General features: G+C 71.8%; 11 protein-coding genes. 8 read left to right on the forward strand and 3 right to left on the reverse strand.

Features of this window, described 5'->3' with window-relative positions; all coding sequences use genetic code 11:
- The first annotated feature begins 192 nt into the window (after positions 1 to 192).
- The 4 genes from GXP74_RS28630 to GXP74_RS28645 all read left to right on the forward strand — a co-directional run bounded on the left by GXP74_RS28630 (position 193) and on the right by GXP74_RS28645 (position 4,242).
- Positions 193 to 414 carry a hypothetical protein gene (locus GXP74_RS28630; protein WP_182454130.1) on the forward strand — a complete coding sequence of 74 codons (222 nt, stop codon included), beginning with the start codon at positions 193 to 195 and terminating at the stop codon, positions 412 to 414.
- Positions 415 to 714: 300 nt separating this feature from the next.
- Positions 715 to 918, forward strand: coding sequence for a cold-shock protein (locus tag GXP74_RS28635; protein WP_034088811.1), 204 nt, complete (start codon positions 715 to 717; stop codon positions 916 to 918).
- A 384-nt stretch (positions 919 to 1,302) separates the two neighbouring features.
- Positions 1,303 to 2,820 (forward strand): DEAD/DEAH box helicase, encoded by a 1,518-nt coding sequence (locus GXP74_RS28640; protein WP_182454131.1) that lies wholly within the window; start codon positions 1,303 to 1,305, stop codon positions 2,818 to 2,820.
- A 285-nt stretch (positions 2,821 to 3,105) separates the two neighbouring features.
- Entirely contained in the window at positions 3,106 to 4,242 is a 1,137-nt protein-coding gene (locus tag GXP74_RS28645) for a nucleotide disphospho-sugar-binding domain-containing protein (protein WP_182454132.1), read from the forward strand.
- Between the two features lie 34 nt (positions 4,243 to 4,276).
- Here the strand turns inward: GXP74_RS28645 and GXP74_RS28650 are convergent, their stop codons facing one another.
- Both GXP74_RS28650 and ddaH read right to left on the reverse strand, forming a co-directional pair.
- Positions 4,277 to 5,014, reverse strand: coding sequence for a hypothetical protein (locus tag GXP74_RS28650; RefSeq protein ID WP_182454133.1), 738 nt, complete (start codon positions 5,012 to 5,014; stop codon positions 4,277 to 4,279).
- 74 nt (positions 5,015 to 5,088) lie between these two features.
- Entirely contained in the window at positions 5,089 to 5,988 is a 900-nt protein-coding gene (gene ddaH, locus GXP74_RS28655) for a dimethylargininase (protein ID WP_182454134.1), read from the reverse strand.
- Positions 5,989 to 6,503: 515 nt separating this feature from the next.
- Between ddaH and GXP74_RS28660 the strand changes: the two genes are divergently transcribed.
- The gene (locus GXP74_RS28660) at positions 6,504 to 9,557 is read left to right on the forward strand and encodes a BTAD domain-containing putative transcriptional regulator (protein WP_182454135.1); all 3,054 of its coding nucleotides are present in this window, start codon (positions 6,504 to 6,506) and stop codon (positions 9,555 to 9,557) included.
- A gap of 33 nt (positions 9,558 to 9,590) precedes the next feature.
- Here the strand turns inward: GXP74_RS28660 and GXP74_RS28665 are convergent, their stop codons facing one another.
- On the reverse strand, positions 9,591 to 9,815 hold the full coding sequence (locus GXP74_RS28665; protein WP_182454136.1) for a hypothetical protein: 225 nt from the start codon (positions 9,813 to 9,815) through the stop codon (positions 9,591 to 9,593).
- Between the two features lie 323 nt (positions 9,816 to 10,138).
- Between GXP74_RS28665 and GXP74_RS28670 the strand changes: the two genes are divergently transcribed.
- The 3 genes from GXP74_RS28670 to GXP74_RS28680 all read left to right on the forward strand — a co-directional run bounded on the left by GXP74_RS28670 (position 10,139) and on the right by GXP74_RS28680 (position 22,023).
- The gene (locus GXP74_RS28670) at positions 10,139 to 10,330 is read left to right on the forward strand and encodes an MbtH family protein (protein ID WP_182454137.1); all 192 of its coding nucleotides are present in this window, start codon (positions 10,139 to 10,141) and stop codon (positions 10,328 to 10,330) included.
- Positions 10,331 to 10,447: 117 nt separating this feature from the next.
- The gene (locus tag GXP74_RS28675) at positions 10,448 to 15,550 is read left to right on the forward strand and encodes a non-ribosomal peptide synthetase (protein WP_182454138.1); all 5,103 of its coding nucleotides are present in this window, start codon (positions 10,448 to 10,450) and stop codon (positions 15,548 to 15,550) included.
- A complete protein-coding gene (locus tag GXP74_RS28680; RefSeq protein WP_182454139.1) occupies positions 15,547 to 22,023 on the forward strand; it encodes a non-ribosomal peptide synthetase in 6,477 nt (2,158 codons plus the stop codon). The genes GXP74_RS28675 and GXP74_RS28680 overlap by 4 nt, the downstream gene beginning before the upstream one ends.
- Positions 22,024 to 22,040 lie beyond the last annotated feature (17 nt).

Genomic DNA, 22,040 nt, shown 5'->3' on the forward strand with positions numbered 1-22,040 from the left:
GGGCGTGATGCCGTACGCGGCACGGAAGGCGCGGGTGAAGTCGGCGGCGTGCGGGAAGCACCAGCGGGCGGCGACGTAACCCCTCGCCGGGGCGTCGTCCGCCCCCGGCGGGACCCCCGCGGTCGCGGTCCCGCGCGGACGTCGTCGACGCGGGACTGCGCGGGTGCGGATACTGCGGGCATACTGGCGGTGATGACAAATATGCGCACGGCCAAGCGTCACCTGCCGACCAGTCCCTTCAAGCCCGCGGCTGTGCCCCCGGACGAGTGCTTCGCGGTGGGCAGCCGAGTCACCCACGACGTCTACGGCCTCGGCCGGGTCACCGCGGTCGAGGACGGTGTCGCGGTCGTGGTCGACTTCGGCGTGCTCCGCAGACGCGTCGCCCGCCCGTACGCCAAGCTGACCGGCCTGTAGCAGCCGGCCGAGCGCGGCCGGGGCCCACCGGTTCAGCCCTGCTTTTCGTAGGGTCCCGGTCGCCCCGGCTCGCGGTCGCGCCCCACTGCTCCGGCGAGCCCGGCCCGCCGCTCCCGTTTCCCTGCTACAGTCAGTCCTGTTGCAGTTGTGGTTCCCATGAACTTATGTGTGCGCCTGCTGGCTTTTAGCGACAGGCGCATTTTTGTTTTCCCGGGCAGGTTCCGGGCTGGTCATCATCACGGCGGCGCGAAACGCGCGGCATGCGGGTTTCGGTACAGGCCCCATCAAGGAGACACATATATGGCTACTGGCACCGTGAAGTGGTTCAACGCGGAAAAGGGCTTTGGCTTCATCGAGCAGGACGGTGGCGGCGCTGACGTGTTCGCCCACTACTCGAACATCAACGCCCAGGGCTTCCGTGAGCTGCTTGAGGGCCAGAAGGTCGAGTTCGACACCACGCAGGGCCAGAAGGGCCCTCAGGCTGAGAACATTCGTCCGCTCTGACGTCCGACCGCAGGCCTGTCCTGCGAAGCGCCTGCCCCCGCCGCACCTGTGGCGGGGGCAGGTGGCACCACCCCCTGGATTTCCTTCCGGCTCGTTCCTGAGCCTCTCTGGCTCCGCCACCGGCGACCCACCCTCGCGAGACGCTCCGCGCCGCGTTCGGGTGCCGCCCCTGCCGTGACTCCCTGGCTTCATCCTGCGAGTACGGTTCGAGGTTTCTGCCACCCCGCCTGCTCTGGGTGTGCGCCGACCGTAGGTGACGTGCCGCACGGTTCGCCGTCCACGCCCCGCATTCTTTTCTTCCGGCTCGTTCGTGTGATCTCCCCGCGCGTCTTCGGCGCGGCCTGGAGCCTTCCTCGACACGCGCCCCTTGAGGAAGGTCCTCCCATGATCCGTTCCAGCCGCTCCTCCGGCCGCAGTTCCAGCCCCCACGCCCGCGCGGCCTCGCGCGGCGAGGGCACCGGCTCCTCCTACGGCCGCCGCCCCAGTGGCGGCCAGCGCCCCTCGTCCCCGAGGGGACGTCAGAACGACTCCGTCCAGGGCGAGTTCGCGATGCCGGTCAGCACCACACCGGCGCTCGCGGCCGTCGAGGCCTTCGCCGACCTCGACATGCCCCGCCCGCTGCTGGACACCCTGGCCCGCCACGGCGTCACCGCGCCGTTCCCGATCCAGGCCGCGACGCTGCCCAACTCGCTGGCCGGGCGCGACGTCCTGGGACGCGGCCGCACCGGCTCCGGCAAGACCATCGCCTTCGGGCTGGCCGTGCTGGCCCGCACCGCCGGACGCCGGGCCGAGGCCCGCCAGCCGCTCGCCCTGGTGCTGGTCCCCACCCGCGAACTCGCCCAGCAGGTCACCGACGCGCTGACCCCCTACGCCCACGCGGTCCGGCTGCGGCTGGCGACCGTGGTCGGCGGGATGTCCATCAGCCGACAGGCCCAGGCCCTGCAACGCGGCGCCGAACTGGTCGTCGCCACCCCCGGACGGCTCAAGGACCTCATCGAGCGCGGCGACTGCCGCCTGGACCAGGTCACCGTCACCGTCCTGGACGAGGCCGACCAGATGGCCGACATGGGCTTCCTGCCCCAGGTCACCGAACTCCTGGACCAGGTCGCCCCCGGCGGCCAGACCATGCTGTTCTCCGCCACCCTGGACCGCAACGTCGACCGGCTGGTCCGCCGCTTCCTGAACGACCCGGTCACCCACTCGGTCGATCCCTCCTCCGCGACCGTCAGCACCATGGAGCACCACCTGCTCCACGTGCAGAACAGCGACAAGAGCGCGGCCGTCGCGCACATCGCCTCCCGTGCCGGGGGCGTCATCATGTTCACCGACACCCGGCACGGCGCCGACCGGCTGGTGCTCGACCTCCTCGCGAAGGGGGTCAAGGCGGCGGCGCTGCACGGCGGCAAGTCCCAGCCCCAGCGCACCCGCACCCTGGAGCAGTTCCGCAACGGCCAGGTCACCGCGCTGATCGCCACCAACGTCGCCGCCCGCGGCATCCACGTCGACGGACTGGACCTGGTCGTCAACATCGACCCGCCCACCGACCACAAGGACTACCTGCACCGCGGCGGACGCACCGCCCGCGCGGGTGAGTCGGGCACCGTGGTCACCCTGGTCCTGCCCAACCAGCGCCGCGAGATGGCCCGCATGATGCACACCGCCGGCATCACCCCCCACAGCGCGCAGGTCCACTCCAGCGACCCCGAGCTCGCCCGCATCACCGGTGCCTGCGTCCCCACCGGCATCCCGGTCGTGATCAGCAGCCCGATCGTCGAACGCCCCCGCCGCAGCGCCTCCGGCCGCAACCCGCGCAACCGCGCCGCGGCCTCCGGCAGCCGCGGTGCGCAGGGCGCCTCCGGCAGCCGGACCCGCTCACCCCGACGCAGCGTCGCCGCCGCGTAGCTCCACGCCGCGCCGGTCCCACTGAACCCCCGCCGGAATTCCGCGAACACGCCGCCCGGTTCCGGGGGGAATTCCCCGGACGCTGATTTCTCCGGCAGCTGGTTCGCAGACGGCGGGCCCGGGAGCAGTTCCCATCGGATCGGATTTCCTCCGGCGGAATCCGGCCATCGCCCAGGGCCGGACGCGGGGATCGAGCCAGTTCTCCGGGTTGCGGAGCTGGAGCATCGGAATGCCGCATTGAATGGACGCCGATGCTTCAACTCCGTATCCCAACAGGGAGCCAGCATGCGCGTTCTCTTCAGCGGCCCCGGCTCGGCGGGCCATCTGTTCCCCATGGTGTCCACGGCCCAGGCGCTGCGGGCGGCCGGCCACGAGGTCGTCTTCGCCGCCGCCACCCCGGTCGACCTGCTCCACAACACCGGGCTGCCGGTGGTCGACGTGGGCGACGGCACGACCCTGCTCGAAGCGTTCACCCGGGCGGGCCGCAGCAGCAACTACCGGGGCGAGGGCCGGTCGCAGGAGGAGACGTTCCGGGTGGCCGCGGTCGGCTTCGCCGAGCACTCGCGGTCGACCCTGCCCGGCCTGGACGAGCTGGCCTCCGCCTGGCAGCCGGACCTGATCGTGCACGCGGCCTTCCAGGGGTCGGCACCGCTGGTCGCGCGGAAGCTGAAGATCCCCTCGGTGGTGCACAACTTCGGTGTCGCTTCCGGGCAGTGGATGGTCGACCGGCTGGCCGAGCACCTGGCCCCGGAGTACCGGGCGCACGGCGTCCCGACCGAGCGCGACGGCACCGGGAGGAGCACCGTGCTGGACGTGGTGCCGCCGTCGCTGGGTGGCGACGGCACCGGCTGGCGGGTCCGGTACGTCCCGTACAACGGCAGCGGGGCCGTTCCGATCGAGTTCTTCGGCCGTCCGGCGCGGCCCCGGGTGGTGGTCACCCTCGGCACCGTGCTGCCCGAGTTCGACGGCGTCCGCTCCATCAAACTGACGATTGATCAAGCTTCTTCCGTGGATGCCGAGTTCCTGCTGGCGTTGGGGAAGACCGACCTGGCCGCGCTGGGTCCGCTGCCGACCAACGTCCGGGCGCTGCCCTGGGTGCCGCTGGCCGAACTGCTCGCGGTGAGCGACGCGATCGTGCACCACGGTGGTTCCGGCACCATGCTGACCGCCGCGGTCGCGGGCGTGCCGCAACTCCTGCTGCCGCAGGGCGCCGACCACTTCGCCAACGCGGACGCGGCCGAGGCCCGGGGCTTCGCGCTGCGCGCCGCCGACGACGCCGTGGACCGCGTGCTGCTGGAACGGCTGCTGCACGACGCCGAGTTGCGCTCGGCCGCCGTCGCCACCCGGGAGGAGATCGCCGCGCTGCCCTCGCCCGCCGAACTGGTGCCCCGGTTCGAGGAGTTGCTGGACGTCGCCCGCTGATGGGCGGCGGTGGGGAGCGGCGTGCCCGGTCAGTTCAGCCAGCGGTCTCCACCAGCACGATCTGGACGAGATAGGGCAGGATCGCGACCGCCTGGGGGTCGTGGTCGAGCAGCACCGCGACCGGGGCCAGGCCGTGGGCCCGTAGCACCTCGACCGGGCGCGCCCAGTGCGGCGGGCCGAGGGGAGCCCGCGGTGCGGCCGGTCGCGGCTCCCGCTCGACGCCGATCGCCGGGGCAGCGGCGGCTGCCGTACCGGGCTCCGCCGCGACCCGTGCCTCCTGCGCCAGCAGCGCCTCGCGGTGCTGCGCCAAGCCGGTCTCCACCGCGGCGATCCAGGTGAGCCCGGCGGCCGCACCCACCGGGGGACGGAACGGGGGGCCGGGTGGCGGTGGCGCGCCGAAGGCGTCCTCGCGGGGGACCCGGCGCAGGGAGCCGGTGGCCAGGTCCAGTCCCCAGGCCGAGGACCACTCCTCGGACGGGCTCCCCGGCCGGTGGGCCGCCAGCGCGCCGTAGGCGGCCAGAGCCGTGAGGACGGCGGCCGTGCGGTCCTCCCCCGGGCCCTGCCCGCTGTGCGGCGCGACCGCGCCGAGCACCGCGCCCAACAGGCCGGTGTGGCGTCGGGCCGCGGCGTCCGCCCGGGCGAGGAACCACCCGGCGTCCACCGCCTCCCCGCCGATGCGCTGCAGGAAGGCTGCCCGTGCCTCCGCCTGGGTGATCCCCTGCCGACTGCCGCCGTGCGGGTCCGCGGCGGAGGCGTCCGATCGCAGCTCCATGGCCCTCCCTCCTTCGGGCTCCCGCTGTCGGTGAGCCCTTTGGTCCATGGAACACGGACTGGATATCCGTCCGATCACCCCGCGATATAAGCCGCTCCCCCGGAGCTGTCCCTGACGACGCTGTCCCGCTCGACGCTCTCCCGCTCGACGCCGTCCCGGATGACGAGGGTGCAGCACTTCGCGCTGCCACCGCCCTTCAGCAGCTCGGACAGGTCGGTGCCGATCGGTCGGAAGCCGCGCTCACGCAACTGCCGCATCACACCGGTGGCGGCCTCCGGCAGGATCACGTGGAGCCCGTCGCTGACCGCGTTCAGGCCGAACACCTCCGCGTCCGCCTCGCTCACCAGGATCGCGTCCGGGAAGAGCCGCCGCAGGACCGCCCGGCTCTCGGCGGAGAAGGCCTCCGGGTAGTACATGATCTCGTCGCCGTCGAGCACGGTCAGGGCCGTGTCGAGGTGGTAGAACCGCGGGTCCACGAGTTCCAGGCTGATCACCGGGCGCCCGAAGAACTCCTGGGCCTCCGCGTGCGCCTCGGGGGTGCTGCGGAACCCGGTTCCGGCCAGCAGCCACCCGGTGGTGGCGAGGAAGTCGCCCTCGCCCTCGTTCACATGGACCGGGTCGCACAGCTCCTGGTAGCCCCGCGCCCGGAACCACTCCAGGTAGGCGGGGCCCTCGGCGGCCCGCTCCGCGTTGCGGAAGCGGACCCCGAGCACCCTGCCGTCCACCACCGTCGCGCCGTTCGCCGCGTAGACCATGTCGGGGCAGCCGGCCAGCGGTTCGATCAGCTCGACCCGGTGGCCCAGCGACCGGTGGAGGCCGAGCAGCCGTTCCCACTGGGCGACGGCGAGTTCGGTGTCCACCGGCCTGGCGGGGTCCATCCACGGGTTGATCGAGTACGTCACCTCGAAGTAGGTGGGGCGGCACATCAGGTACCGGCGCGGGCGGGCGGTGCGGACCTGCGGGGACTCGTTCATGGCAGGGCTCCTTCGACGGTATGTGGCATGTGGCATGTGTCATGGCGCGGTGTCGACGGCCGGGCCGCTCGCGGGGGTCGCCGATCGGGGGCCGACCGGCTCGGGGCCGACCGCGGGGGGGACGCTGAGAATGTGTGTCGGCGTGGAATCACACGCATTTGCCGGGGCGTCGGCGAAACCGCCCGGACTGGGAAGCGGGATCCACGTACTCGGAATCCTCGGGCACATCAGCGGCCCGATCATGGCACATCCGGACGTCTTCGGGAAGACCCGAAATCCGCCTTTCTCCGTGCTTGTGGATATTCCCGCCGAGGTCACCGGTGCACTACATTGTCAGGGTTGGGGGGGTGCCCGACGGACTGCGCCGCAGCTCAAGTGGCTCGCCATGCGATTGATTCGGGCCGGGGAGGACCCGCTGCTGACGGCCCGTTCGATCGGCTGCCGTTCGCGTCCTGACGCCGCCGTTCCCGCAGGTGTCCAGGTCCCGTGGTCAACGTCGGTGGGGGGAAGGGAACATGGTCGAGGACATCAGATTCTCCGTGCTCGGGGCCGTGCGCGTCCATCGGGGCGAGACCGTTCTCGCGTCCCGGTCGCCACAGTTGCAGGCGCTTCTGGTGGCCCTGCTGCTCCGTCCCGGACGATCGGCCTCGGCGCACGAACTCATCACGGCGATCTGGGGCGAGGCCTCCCCGGATTCCGCGCTGTCGAGCCTGCGCACGTACGCGTGGCGGCTGCGCCAGACCCTGGAGATCGACCGTGCGGATCCCAGGGTACTCATTTCACTGCACGACGGATACCAGTTGGTGATTCCCGCGGACTCGGTGGACGCGAACTACGCGGAGAAGCTGGCCGCTGACGCCGCCCGGGCCCGCGCACAGGGCCGGGACGACGACTGCAGCCGACTCCTGGGCGAAGCCCTGGGACTGTGGCAGGGCGAGCCGCTGTCGGGTGTTCCGGGGCCCTACGCGGACCAGCAGCGTTCACGGCTCAACGAGCTCCGGCGGGGTCTGCTGGAAGAGCGCTTCGACCACAATCTGCGATTGGGGCGGAACTCGGCCGTCATACCAGAGCTGACCGCGTTCATCGCCGAACACCCGCTCCAGGAAAGGCCCTACGGGTTCCTGATGCGGGCGCTGTACTCCTCCGGCCGCCAGGCCGACGCGCTGGCGGTGTTCACCCGGGCCCGGCACATCCTGGCCGAGGAGCTGGGCGTCGATCCCGGGCCGGAGCTGAGTGCGCTCCATGCCCGCATCCTGGCCGGCGACCCGCTGCTCAACGCCGCCCCCCAGGGGCAGGGGTACCAGCAGGCCCAGCAGGGGTCGGAGGCGGAACCCGCACCGCAGGAGGGGCAGTCGGACGAGCCGTCGGCGCCGGTCGGAGCGGACCCGGAGGAGCCACCCGGCGGCGGCCGCCCCCACCTGGTCTCCCGGCCCGCCCAACTTCCGGCGGACACGGCCGACTTCACCGGGCGCGTGACCGAGGTGGTCGACCTGTGCCGGGTGCTCACCAGCAGTACCAGGACGTCGCTGCCCGTGGTGTCCGTCGCGGGCATGGGCGGCATCGGGAAGACCACGCTGGCGCTGCGGGTCGCCCATCTGGCCAAACCGCGGTTCACCGACGGGCAGTTGTACGCCGACCTGGGCGGCAACGGTCTTGAGCCCGCCGAGCCGAGGACGGTACTGGGCAGTCTGCTCACGACGCTGGGGGTTCCGGGGCACGCCCTCCCCAACGCGACCGAGGACCGCGCGCGGCTGTTCCGCTCCATGCTCGACGGGCGGCGGATCCTGCTGCTGCTCGACAACGCCCGGGATCCGGCGCAGGTCAGACCGCTGCTGCCGGGCTCGGCCGACTGCGCGGTGATCGTCACCAGCCGTGCCCGGCTCGCCGGACTGCCCACCTCCGCCCAGGCCGACCTGGGCGTCTTCACCACCGACGAGGCCATCGGCCTGCTCCGCTCGATCGTCGGCGGGGAGCGTGCCACCGACGAGCAGGCCGCCACCGAACTGGTGACCGCCTGCGGGCATCTCCCGCTGGCCGTGCGGATCGTGGCCGCGCGCCTGGCCGCGCGGCCGCAGTGGCAGGTGGAGACGATGACCCGTCGGCTCGCCGACCAGCGCCGTCGCATCGGTGAACTGCGGGCCGGGGACCTGGCGGTGGCCGCCGCCTTCGAACTGGGCTACCGGCAACTGACGGATGATCAGGCCCGGGCGTTCCGGCTGCTCGCGCCCACGGCCCGGACCGGTGTCGGACTGGCTGCCGCCGCCGCGGCCCTCGACCTGGCCGAGGAGGACGCCGAGGACCTGCTGGAAGCACTGGTGGACGCCGCCATGCTGGAGGCGCCACTGCCCGGCCGGTACCGGTTCCACGACCTGGTCCGCTCCTTCGCGCTACAGCTCCCGGCTCCCCCGCCGTCCGACGACGACGACGAGCGCGGTGCGGCGCTGGGCCGACTGCTCGACCACTTGCTCGCCGGAGGGTCAACCGCCTTCCGGCACATGGTTCCGGGCGACCCGGTCGGCGTCTTCCTGGTCCGCAGCCCCGCCGCGGGTCCGCAGCTCGCCTCGCTGGCGGAGGCCCGGGCCTGGGTGGCCACCGAGTTCGACTGCATCACCAACGCGGTGACCCTGGCCACCCAGAGCCCGCCCGGGCCCGAGGGCCGACTGCTGCGCACGGCGACCGACCTGGTGATCTCCCTGAGCCCGTACGGCAAGGGCATTCCCTACGGCCAACTGGCCGAGGCGGCGCGGACGGTGGCGGAGACGGCGGCGCTGCGGGGCGACGACCGCGCCGAGGGCCGGGCCCGGTTCGTCTGCGGTAACGCCGCGCTGCAGAACACCCAGCTGGCGGAGGCCGAACTGCACATCCGGCTGGCGACCGAAGCCTGCCTGCGCGCGGACGACCGGGTCATTCTCCAGCAGACCCTCAACGACCAGGGCCTGATCGCCCAGCTCCAGCAGAACTACGCCGACGCCGTCCGCCACTACGACCAGGGGACGCTGCTGGCAAGGGAGTTGGGCCACCACTCGGGCGAGCTGACGACCGTGCTCAACGCCGCGCAGGCCCGCCTTCGCAGCGGGCGGGCCCAGGAGGCACTGCTGGCCTGCGACGACGCGCTGGTCGCGCTCCGGGCGGTCGCGGACCATCACGGCATCGCCTACGCACACTACGTCCGCGGTCTGGCCCTGCACGAGTTGCGGCGCTACGACGACGCCGCCGCGAGCTACCTGATCTGCCTGACGCTCTGCGAGGCCGAGGGCATCCGGGGTCAGGAGGCGCAGGCGCGGGTCCGGCTCGCGGACACCCTGCGGATGACGGGCAAGTCCGTCGAGGCGCTGTCGGAGGCCCAGCAGGCGCTGGTCCTCTGCGAGGAGCTGGGGGCGGAACGTGATCGCGGGCACGCGCTGGTCGCGCTCAGCCATGCCCTCGCCGACCTGGGCGAGGTCCGGTCCGCGCTGGCCCGGGCGGTGCAGGCACGCGCCGTGTTCACCGGGCTGGGGCTCCCGGACGCCGTTCAGGCGGGAACCCTGGTCGCCGACCTCGAACTGGCTCTGGGGTCGGCGAGCGACTGAACCACAGGTACCTCCGCGGTACCCGCGCCGGCCTCAGACCTTGCTGTTCCACTCGTCGGGGTTGACCGGCGCCGGCGTCGGCGAGGGGGACGCCACCGGGTCCGACCCGTCCGCCCGCACCGCCACCGACCGGCCCTGCGCCGGGGCGCCGAGGTGGACCGGGGCCGTCGAGACCGCGAGAGCCAGAGCCGACGCGCACCCGGCCGCGGCCACGGTCGCACCGACACGCAGCACCAGTGACTGTATCGATCGCTTCATCAGAGTGTCCGTTCACTCGGGGGGCTGGCTTCGAGTAACAGTCTTCTCGCGGCCGATCTCACGCTGATACACGTCCGATCGCCGACTCCTCTCCCGCTCCGCTCGGCCCGCCCAGGGCTCGGCGATCCGGCGTATATCGGCGGTGTGGAACATCGTCATCACGACGAACCGAACCGGAGGCCGCAGGGCCCCCGGCCGGGATGCAGCGATCGGGCAGGGGTGGACGGCACCTCGACCGGCATCAGCGGCCCCACCCGAACACCGGCTGCCTCCCAGGTCATCTTCACAGCACCCGCCCGCTCTTGGGAGAGGAACGAAAAGCAATGACTGACGAGACCGAGGACCTGCAGACCTACCTGGTGGTCGTCAACCACGAGGAGCAGTACTCCGTGTGGCGCGCGGACCGCGAGCTGCCGAACGGCTGGGACTCCATCGGATCGCCGGCCACCAGGGCCGAGTGCCTCGCCCGCATCGAGGAGCAGTGGACGGACATGCGCCCGCTCAGCGTCCGCTGACCCGCTCACCACTCCGCACGATCCGCGCACAGCACCCGGGCCGGGCCGCTCAGACCGGCGGCCCCGCCCCGGGTGATCGGAGAAAGCCCTCGGCCCTATCGACGTTCGGAAGGTGACATGCCTGCATCAAGCTTGGAGTCGGACAGCTCCGTGGACGAGTTCCCCCGCACTGCCCGCGCTCCGTACGAGTTCGACCTCCTGGCTCTCGCGCAGGGAACCACCGTGCCCGGTCCGCCGACCACCCTCGTGTCCATGTTCGAGGAGCAGGCCGCCCGCACCCCGCACGCCCCGGCCGCGGTCCGCGGATCCACCACCCACTCGTACGCGGAGCTCAACGCCCGCGCCAACCGGCTGGCCCGGCTGCTGGCCGCCCGCGGCATCGGCCCCGAGGACCGGGTCGCGGTACTGCTGCCCCGCGACCACGACCTGCTCACCGCGCTGCTGGCGGTCCTCAAGTGCGGTGCGGCCTACGTCCCGCTCGACCCCGGGCACCTGGCCCAGCGGATCGGCCTGATCCTCGACGACACCCGGCCGGCCTGCCTGATCACCGGGACCGGGACGTCCCCGGAGCGGGCCTGGGGCATGCCGGTCCTCCAGCTGGACGCCCCCGAGCAGCGCACGGCCTGCGCCGCCCAGTCACCCGACGACCTCACCGACACCGACCGGGTCGCACCGCTGTCGCCGCGGCACCCGGCGTACCTCATCTACACCTCGGGATCGACCGGGACGCCCAAGGGTGTGGTCGTCGAGCACCACGCCGCGGCCGCCTACCTCCAGTGGACCGTCCACCTCAACCCGGAGCTCTCCGGGAGCGTGCCGTTCCACGGCTCGGTCTCCTTCGACGGCACCGCGACCGCCCTCTTCGGACCGCTGGTCTCCGGCGGCCTGATCCTCCTCGCCGACCTGGAGCACGATCCCCGGACCCGCGCCAACCTGCTGGACCACCCGCCGGCCTTCCTCAAGGGCACACCCAGCCTGCTGCCCCGGCTGATGGACCTCGGCGCCGAGTTCGCACCGAGCGGGGCGCTCATGCTCGGCGGCGAGCAGCTGACCGCGGAGGCCCTGGCCGGCTGGCGGGCCCGGTACCCCGGCGCGGCCGTGGTCAACAGCTACGGCCCCAGCGAGGTGGTGGTCGCCTGCACCCAGTACCGCGTGGAGCCCGGCAGTCAGCTCCCGGCCGGTCCGCTGCCGATCGGCCGCCCGGCCTGGAACACCAGCGTCCAGCTGCTGGACGGCGACCTGCGACCCGTCGAGCCGGGGGCGGTGGGCGAGCTGTACGTCGGCGGCCCCGGCCTGGCCCGCGGGTACTGGAACCGCCCCGGCCCCACGGCCGCCGCCTTCCTCCCGGACCCGGACGGGGCCCCCGGGTCACGGATGTACCGCACCGGTGACCTCGCCCGTTGGAACGCCGAAGGCCAGCTGGAGTTCCTGGCCCGCGCGGACGGGCAGCTCAACCTGCGCGGCTACCGCATCGAACCGGGCGAGGTGGAGGCGGCGCTGCGCCACGACCCGGCGGTCGCCCAGGCCGTGGTGACGGTCCGCGAGGACCGCGAGGGCGACCGGCGCCTCATCGGCTACGTGGTCGCGGAGCGGGACGCCCGGGTCGACCCGGCGGCGCTGGGCGAACTCGTCGGCACCCTGCTTCCCCCCTACATGGTCCCCAGCACCGTCGTCGTACTCGATCGGCTGCCCCTGAACAGCAGCGGGAAGGTCGACCGCGGCGCACTCCCGGCCCCCGAGTACCGCACCACCGGTAGCGGGAGCGACGTCCGCACCCCGGTACAGGAAGTCCTCTGCCACCTCTACGCCGATGTGCTCGGCGTCACCGAGGTCGGCCTCGACGACGACTTCTTCGGCCTCGGCGGCCACTCCCTGCTCGCCTTCCGGCTCATCGGCCTGGTGCGGTCCACCCTGCACGCGGAAGTCGACCTGAGGACGCTCACCACGGCCCCGACCGTGCGACTGCTGGCGCCGCGGCTGCTCCGCGGCACCCGCTCCCGGCCGGTGCTCGCCGCCGCGCCGCGCCCGGCCGCGCTCCCGCTCTCCCCCGCCCAGCAACGGCTCTGGTTCCTGGACCAGTTGGAGGGGCCCAGCGCGGTGTACAACCTGCCGTTCCAGCTGTCCCTGCCGGGCCGCCCGGACCCTGCCGTGCTGCGGCGGGCCCTCCAGGACGTGACCACCAGGCACGAGAGCCTGCGCACCGTGTTCCTCCCCGGAGCCGACGGAGACCGGCCCCACCAGTACGTGCTGCCGGAGTCCACCGTCCCGCCGCTCTCGGTGGTCGCCGACGGCGGCCTCGCCGCCGCGCTGGACCAGGCCTCGGCCCACGTGTTCGACCTGGCCACCGAACCGCCGTTCCGCGCCTGGATGTTCCCGTCCGACGAACCGGACACCACGACCGTGCTGCTGCTGGCGCATCACATCGCCGTCGACGGCTGGTCGAAGGCGCCCCTGGCGCGCGACCTGACGACCGCCTACCAGGCCCGCGGCCGGGGGATCGCCCCGCGGTTCGACGCCCTTCCGGTGCAGTACGCGGACTACACGCTGTGGCAGCGGGAGCTCCTGGGCGACCCCGCGGACCCGGCCGGTCTCCGCTCCGAGCAGGCCGGTTACTGGCGGGCCGCGCTGGACGGGATACCCAGCGCCGTCGACCTGCCCACCGACCACGCCCGGCCACCGGTACCGGGCCACTCCGGCGGCCGGGTCACCCTGGCGATCGACCCGCGCCTGCACGCCCGGACGGCGGAGTTCGCCCGCGCCCACCGGGCCACGACGTTCATGGTGCTGCACGCGGTCATCGCCGCACTGCTGACCCGGCTCGGGGCCGGCACCGACATCCCCATCGGCACGCCTGTCGCCGGGCGCACCGAGGAGGGCCTGGCCGACCTGGTCGGCTGCTTCGTCAACACCCTCGTCCTGCGCACCGACACCCAGGGCGACCCGAGCTTCACCGAGCTCCTGCGGAGGGTGCGGGAGACCGACCTGGCCGCCTACTCGCACCAGGACCTGCCGTTCGAGGAGGTCGTCGAGGCCGTCAACCCGGACCGCTCACCGGCGCACCACCCGCTGTTCCAGATCATGCTGGCCTTCAACAACACCGACACCGCGTCCGTCCTGAACGGGAAGTCCGACCCGCTGGACCTCCGCGGCGCGATGTTCGACCTCACCTTCTCGCTGAGTGAGCACTTCTCGGCGACCGGCGCCCCGGAAGGCCTCTCCGGTCTCCTGCAGTACTCCAGCGACCTCTTCGACCAGGACACGGTCGAGCTCATCGGCGCCCGGCTGCTCCGGCTGCTGGGCTCGGCGCTGGACAGCCCCGACTCGCCCGTCAGCGACCTCGACATCCTCGTCCCCGGCGAGCTCGCGGTGCTGCACGACCTCCCCGGTGAGGCGGGCACCGACGGCGGCACCGACCGGCCGCTGTCGGTGCTGGAGGGGTTCGCGGCGCAGGTGGCCCGCGATCCGGGCGCGGTGGCCGTGGTCTGCGGCGAACAGCAGCTCAGCTACCAGGAGTTGGCCGACCGCTCGGACGCCCTCGCCGAGGCGCTGCGCGCCGCCGGGATCGGCCCCGAATCCCGGGTCGGCGTCTGCCTGGAACGCACCGCGTGGCTGCCGGTCGCGCTGCTGGGGATCTGGAAGGCCGGGGGCGCCTACGTCCCGCTCGACCCCGAATACCCGCCCGCCCGGCTCAGCTACATGGCCCGGGACGCCGGCCTCAGCTGCGTCGTCACCCAGCGCGGCCTCGCCGACCTGGCCGCCTCGCTGCACACCGCACCGGTCCTGGTCGAGGACCTCCCCCGCACGGCGTCCGGCGGCGCCGACCCGTACCTCCCGAGCGGGAACGCGCTCGCCTACGTGATCTACACCTCGGGCTCGACCGGACAGCCCAAGGGCGTCGGCATCGACCACGGCAGCCTGATCCGGTTCTTCGCGGGCATGGAGCGGTCCTGCCCGCTGGGCGGGGACGACACCATCGCCGCGCTCACCAGCGTCTGCTTCGACATCTCGACCGTCGAACTGCTGCTGCCACTCGTCCTCGGCAGCCGCATCGTGGTGATCACCAAGGAGCAGTCCCTGGACGCCCGGGAACTCGCCGAGCAGGTCCGGGAGCACGGGGTCACCGTGCTCCAGGCCACCCCCACGTCCTGGCGGATGCTGATCGAGGCGGGGGGCGACTGGGGGAACCTGACCCACGCGATGTCCGGCGGTGAGCCGCTCACCACCGAGCTGGCCGCCAGGCTCCTCGCACGCGGGCTGCGGGTCTGGAACCTGTACGGACCGACCGAGGCCACGGTCTGGTCCTCGCTCGCGGAGATCACGGCGGCGGCCGATGCCGCGACGGTGGGCCGCACGATCGGCGGCGCGCGCCACTACGTCCTCGACGCGCTCGGCCGCCCGGTACCGGTCGGTGTCACGGGTGAGCTCTACATCGGCGGTGACATCGTCGCCCGCGGCTACCACAACCGCCCGGCCCAGAGCGCGGAGCGCTTCGTCCCGGACCCGCTGGGACCCCCGGGATCCAGGATGTACCGCACCGGTGACCGGGTCCGCTGGCTCACCGACGGCAGTCTCCAGTGCCTCGGCCGCCTCGACAGCCAGGTCAAGATCCGGGGCTTCCGGATCGAACCGGGTGAGATCGAGTCGGTGCTCGGCACCTGCCCCGGCGTCGACTTCGCCGCGGTGGTGGTGCGGCCGGACCCGACCGGCGGGCAGCGCCTCATCGGGTACGTGCTCCCCCGGTCGCCCGGCTCGGTGACCCCGCTGGAGCTGCGCGCCTGGTGCGCCCGCCAACTGCCGGCCCACATGGTGCCCGCCCGCCTGCTGCTGATCGACTCCGTCCCACGGACACCCGGCGGAAAGCTCGACCGCCGGGGATTCCCCGACCCGGACAGCGCCGCCGAGGCCCCGGACGCCGGGCACGAGCCTCCGACGAACGAGGTCGAACGGACCCTCGCCGACCTCTGGGGCCGCCTGCTCGGGCTGCGCGACCCAGGCATCCGGGACAACTTCTTCGACAGCGGTGGGCACTCGCTGCTGGCCACCCAGCTGATCTCCCAGATCCGGGTGGAGTTCCAGGTCGACCTCCCGCTGCGGGAGTTCTTCCGGGCCCCCACGATCGCCGATCTGGCCACAGCCGTCGAAGACCTGATCACCGCTCAGATGTCCGACCTGACCGAGGAAGAACTCCGAGACATGCTCGCCGAAATGGATGCGTCGTGAACGAGACCCAGAACACGCCCGCCACGGCGGACGCCCTGCGCAGGGAACTCATCGCCAAGCGGCTGGCCGGCCGGAAGACCGCGGTCGCCGGTGGCGCGGTCGGTGGTCGGATGGTGCCGGTGGAGCGCGGCGGGGCGCTGCCGGTCTCCTTCGCCCAGGAGCGGCTCTGGCTGCTGGACCGGCTCTCGGCGAGCGGCGACGAGTACCTCCTCAAGTACGTGTGGCGGGTCCGTGGGGCGTTGGATCGGGTGGCCTGGCAGCTGGCGCTGGACGACGTGGTCGCCCGGCACGAGGTCCTGCGCACCGCCCTGACCGAGGTCGACGGGCGCCCCGTGCAACGCATCGCCGACCACGCCACCGTCCCGCTGCAATGGACCGACCTCAGCACCACCCCCACCGACCAACGCCTGGACCACGCACGCGACCTGGCCACCAGCTTCTCCACCCAACCCTTCGACCTCGCCACCGCACCCCTGCTGCGCTCCGCCGCCTGGACCCTGGACACCGACGACCACCTCGTCGTCGTCACCTTCCACCACGTCGCCTCCGACGGCTGGTCCAACAAGATCTTCACCGACGAACTCACCGCCTGCTACGAGGCCCGCACCACCGGCAGCACCGCCACCCTGCCCCCACTCCCGATCCAGTACGCCGACTTCGCCAACTGGCAACGCAACCGACTCACCGGCCAGATCCTCGACGACCAACTCGACTACTGGCGCCACTCCCTGGCCGACCTGCCGATCCTCGACCTACCCACCGACCACCCCCGCCCCACCACCCGCACCGGCCGCGGCGGCACCATCACCTACACCCTCCCCACCACCCTCATCACCCAGCTCGAAACCCTCGCCCGACAACACCGAGCCACCACCTTCATGGTCCTGCTCGCCGCCTTCCACACCGTCCTCGCCCGCTGGACCGGACAGAACGACATCGCCATCGGCACCCCCATCGCCGGACGCAACCGCGCCGAAATCGAAGGCCTCATCGGCTTCTTCGTCAACACCCTCGTCACCCGCGCCAACCTCACCGACAACCCCACCTTCACCACCCACCTCACCCGCGTCCGCGACAACGTCCTCGGCGCCTTCGACCACCAAGACCTCCCCTTCGAACGCCTCGTCGAAGACCTCAAACCCGAACGCGACCCCAGTCGCAACCCCCTCTTCCAGGCCTGGTTCGTCACCCAGAACTTCGAGCAGGCCGAGGCGCACCACGGCTCCATCCAGCTGTCGCCGATGAGCCTCGACACCGGCGACCCCACCTCGCCCTTCGACATCTCGCTGATCACGCGACCGGTCGAAGGCGGGATGAAGTTCCACTTCACCTACGCCAGGGACCTGTTCGAGGCGGACTCCGTCGAGCGGCTGGCGAGCCACCTGCGCCGACTCCTGGAAGCGGTGGCGGTCACCCCTGACGTACCGGTCGGGAGCCTGGACCTGCTGACGGACGAGGAGCGGCAGGCTCTCACCGTCCTCAGCGCGCCGGTGGAGGTGACCGGTGAACCGCTGTCGGTACTGGAGGCGTTCGCGGTCCAGGTGGCCCGCGATCCGGGCGCGGTGGCCGTGGTCTGCGGCGAACAGCAGCTCAGCTACCAGGAGTTGGCCGACCGCTCGGACGCCCTCGCCGACACCCTGCACGCCGCCGGAGTCGGCCCCGAATCCCGGGTCGGCGTCTGCCTGCAACGCGGCCAGTGGCTACCGGTCGCGCTGCTGGGGATCTGGAAGGCCGGGGGCGCCTACGTCCCCCTCGACCCCGCCTACCCCCACGCCCGACTCGCCCACATGGCCCAGGACGCCGACCTGTCCTGCATCATCACCCAACGACAACTCACCCACCTGACCACCACCCTGCACCCCACACCCGTCCTCATCGAGGACCTCCCCACCACCGGCACCCACACCCCGCACCCCACCGGCTCCCTCGCCTACCTCATCTACACCTCCGGCTCCACCGGACAACCCAAGGGCGTCGCCGTCGACCACCCCGCCCTCGCCCGCCACACCCACACCATCCGCGAACACTACGCACTCACCCCCCACGACCACATCCTCCAGTTCGCCTCCTACTCCTTCGACCCGTTCCTGGAGCAGCTGCTCCCGGCGCTGCTCAGCGGCGCCCGGGTGATCATCCGGCCGAACGATCCCTGGCTGCCGAGCCACGTTCCGTCCGTGATCGAGCAGTACGGCATCACCGTGGCCAACTTCCCGCCGGCGTACTGGGCGGAGATGGTGTCGGGCCTGACGGCGGCCCAGGTACCCGCGATGGCGACGCTGCGGCTACTGGTCCTCGGCGGCGAGGTGCTGCCCGCCACCGCGCTGGCCGCCTGGCAGCGGCACCTCCCCGGCACCACCGTCATCAACGCCTACGGGCCCACCGAGACCACGGTGACCGCAACCGCCCACACCGTCCAGGGGGACACCCCCGGAAGGGTCCCGATCGGTACCGCTCTGGGTGGACGGCGCACCTACGTCCTCGACCCGCACGGCAACCCCACCCCCCTCGGCGTACCCGGCGAACTGTGCATCGGCGGACCCGAACTCGCCCGCGGCTACCACCACCAACCCGCCCTCACCGCCCACCGCTTCACCCCCGACCCCCACGGACCCGCAGGCAGCCGCCTCTACCACACCGGCGACCGAGTCCGCCGCCTCCCCAACGGCACCCTCCACTACCTCGGCCGCCTCGACAACCAAATCAAACTCCGCGGCTACCGCATCGAACTCGACGAAATCCAAACCACCCTCACCAACCACCCCCACATCACCACAGCCATCACCACCATCCGCGAAGACCAACCCGGACACCCCCGCCTCACCACCCACTACACCACCACCCACACCACCCCCCTCACCACCACCGAACTCCGCACCTGGTGCGCCACCACCCTCCCCGACCACATGATCCCCACCACCTACATCCACCTCACCACCCTCCCCACCACCCCCACCGGCAAAATCGACCACAAAGCCCTCCCCGCACCCACCACCGGGCGCAGCGACACCGACAGCGACTACACCGCTCCGCGCAACCCCACCGAGCAGACCATCGCCGACATCTGGGCCGAGGTCCTCGGCACCACCCTCATCGGCATCGACGACAACTTCTTCGAGCTCGGCGGCCACTCGCTGCTCGCCACCATGGCCGTCTCCCGCATCGCCGAACAGCTCAACCGCTCGGTCGAACTGCGCACCCTCTTCGAGAAGCCCTGCATCCGTGACTTCGCCGAGCAGGTCGCCGTAGCCGGTGGCGCGGTCGGTGGTCGGATGGTGCCGGTGGAGCGCGGCGGGGCGCTGCCGGTCTCCTTCGCCCAGGAGCGGCTCTGGCTGCTGGACCGGCTCTCCACGACCCGCGACGAGTACACCCTCAGCCATGTGTGGCGGGTCCGTGGGGCGTTGGATCGGGTGGCCTGGCAGCTGGCGCTGGACGATGTGGTCGCCCGGCACGAGGTCCTGCGCACCGCCCTGACCGAGGTCGACGGACGCCCCGTGCAACGCATCGCCGACCACGCCACCGTCCCGCTCCAGTGGACCGACCTCAGCACCACCCCCACCGACCAACGCCTGGACCACGCACGCGACCTGGCCACCAGCTTCGCCACCCAACCCTTCGACCTCGCCACCGCACCCCTGCTGCGCTCCGCCGCCTGGACCCTGGACACCGACGACCACCTCGTCGTCGTCACCTTCCACCACGTCGCCTCCGACGGCTGGTCCAACAAGATCTTCACCGACGAACTCACCGCCTGCTACGAGGCCCGCACCACCGGCAGCACCGCCACCCTGCCCCCACTCCCGATCCAGTACGCCGACTTCGCCAACTGGCAGCGCAACCGACTCACCGGCCAGGTCCTCGACGACCAACTCGACTACTGGCGCCACTCCCTGGCCGATCTGCCGATCCTCGACCTCCCCACCGACCACCCCCGCCCCACCACCCGCACCGGCCGCGGCGGCACCATCACCTACACCCTCCCCACCACCCTCATCACCCAGCTCGAAACCCTCGCCCGACAACACCGAGCCACCACCTTCATGGTCCTGCTCGCCGCCTTCCACACCGTCCTCGCCCGCTGGACCGGACAGAACGACATCGCCATCGGCACCCCCATCGCCGGACGCAACCGCGCCGAAATCGAAGGCCTCATCGGCTTCTTCGTCAACACCCTCGTCACCCGCGCCAACCTCACCGACAACCCCACCTTCACCACCCACCTCACCCGCGTCCGCGACAACGTCCTCGGCGCCTTCGACCACCAAGACCTCCCCTTCGAACGCCTCGTCGAAGACCTCAAACCCGAACGCGACCTCAGCCGCAACCCCCTCTTCCAGGTGCTGTTCGACGTCAACGACCGGCCGGCCACCCGGGTCACCGCCGCCGGGGCCGAGTTCACGCCCTTCGACCTGCCGCGGGACACCGCGAAGTTCGATCTCTCCCTCTCCTTCGGCACCGGCAGGGAGGGTCGCTTCTCCATCCATGTCGAGTACGCCACCGACCTCTTCGACGAGGCGACGGTCCGCCGCCTGGCCTCCCATGTCGAGAGCGTCCTGGTCGAGGTCGCCCACGCGCCCGGCACCCGGGTCGGCGACCTGCGGATGCTGTCCGAGGAGGAGCGGCTGAGCGTCGAGGCCTTCAGCGCGCCGGTGGAGGTGACCGGTGAGCCGCTGTCGGTACTGGAGGCGTTCGCGGCGCAGGTGGCCCGCGATCCGGGCGCGGTGGCCGTGGTCTGCGGCGAACAGCAGCTCAGCTACCAGGAGTTGGCCGACCGCTCGGACGCCCTCGCCGACACCCTGCACACCGCCGGGGTCGGCCCCGAATCCCGGGTCGGCGTCTGCCTGGAACGCGGCCAGTGGCTACCGGTCGCGCTGCTGGGGATCTGGAAGGCCGGGGGCGCCTACGTCCCCCTCGACCCCGCCTACCCCCACGCCCGACTCGCCCACATGGCCCAGGACGCGGACCTGTCCTGCATCATCACCCAACGACAACTCACCCACCTGACCACCACCCTGCACCCCACACCCATCCTCATCGAGGACCTCCCCACCACCGGCACCCACACCCCACACCCCACCGGCTCCCTCGCCTACCTCATCTACACCTCCGGCTCCACCGGACAACCCAAGGGCGTCGCCGTCGACCACCCCGCCCTCGCCCGCCACACCCACACCATCCGCGAACACTACGCACTCACCCCCCACGACCACATCCTCCAGTTCGCCTCCTACTCCTTCGACGCCTCACTCGAACAGACCCTCCCCGGCCTCACCGCCGGAGCCCAGGTGGTGATCCGCCCCGAGCAGGTGTGGACCATCGAGGAACTCCGCGAGCAGATCCACACCCACGGCATCACCGTCATGGAGCTGGTCCCCACCTACTGGGCCGAGTTCGCCGCCGGCCTCGACCACACCGCCCGCCCCGCCCTCGCGACCCTGCGACTCGTGATCACCGGCGGCGAGGTCCTCCCGCCCGCTCCCACCGACGCCTGGTTCACCCACCTCCCGCACGTCCCGGTCGTCAACACCTACGGCCCCACCGAAACCGCCATCGCCGCCACCGCCCACACGGTCCACCGGCGCACCGCCGAACGCATCCCGATCGGTACCGCTCTGGGTGGTCGGCGCACCTACGTCCTCGACCCGCACGGCAACCCCACCCCCCTCGGAGTACCCGGCGAACTGTGCATCGGCGGACCCGAACTCGCCCGCGGCTACCACCACCAACCCGCCCTCACCGCCCACCGCTTCACCCCCGACCCCCACGGACCCGCAGGCAGCCGCCTCTACCACACCGGCGACCGAGTCCGCCGACTCCCCAACGGCACCCTCCACTACCTCGGCCGCCTCGACAACCAAATCAAACTCCGCGGCTACCGCATCGAACTCGACGAAATCCAAACCACCCTCACCAACCACCCCCACATCACCACAGCCATCACCACCATCCGCGAAGACCAACCCGGACACCCCCGCCTCACCACCCACTACACCACCACCCACACCACCCCCCTCACCACCACCGAACTCCGCACCTGGTGCGCCACCACCCTCCCCGACCACATGATCCCCACCACCTACATCCACCTCACCACCCTCCCCACCACCCCCACCGGCAAAATCGACCACAAAGCCCTCCCCGCACCCACCACCGACGAGGGTGCCAAGAGCACCTCCTTCGTCGAACCCAGCACGCCCACCGAAGACGTGATCGCCAGTATCTGGTCGGTCGCCCTGGGCATCGACCGGGTGGGCGTCGAGGACAACTTCTTCGAACTCGGCGGCCACTCGCTGCGGGCCACCGTCGTCGCCTCCCGGATCCGCCAGGCGTTCGACTGCGCCGTCCAGGTCCGGCACATCTTCGAGAACCCGACCGTCTCCGCGTTGGCGGTCACCGTGGAACAGCTCCTGATCGACGAGATCGCCGCCATGAGCGGCGACGAGATCGACCTGTCACTCCACCTCCACCTCCAGTGACCAGCCGAACGAGGATC

The organism is Streptacidiphilus sp. P02-A3a, assembly GCF_014084105.1.
Taxonomy (GTDB): domain Bacteria; phylum Actinomycetota; class Actinomycetes; order Streptomycetales; family Streptomycetaceae; genus Streptacidiphilus.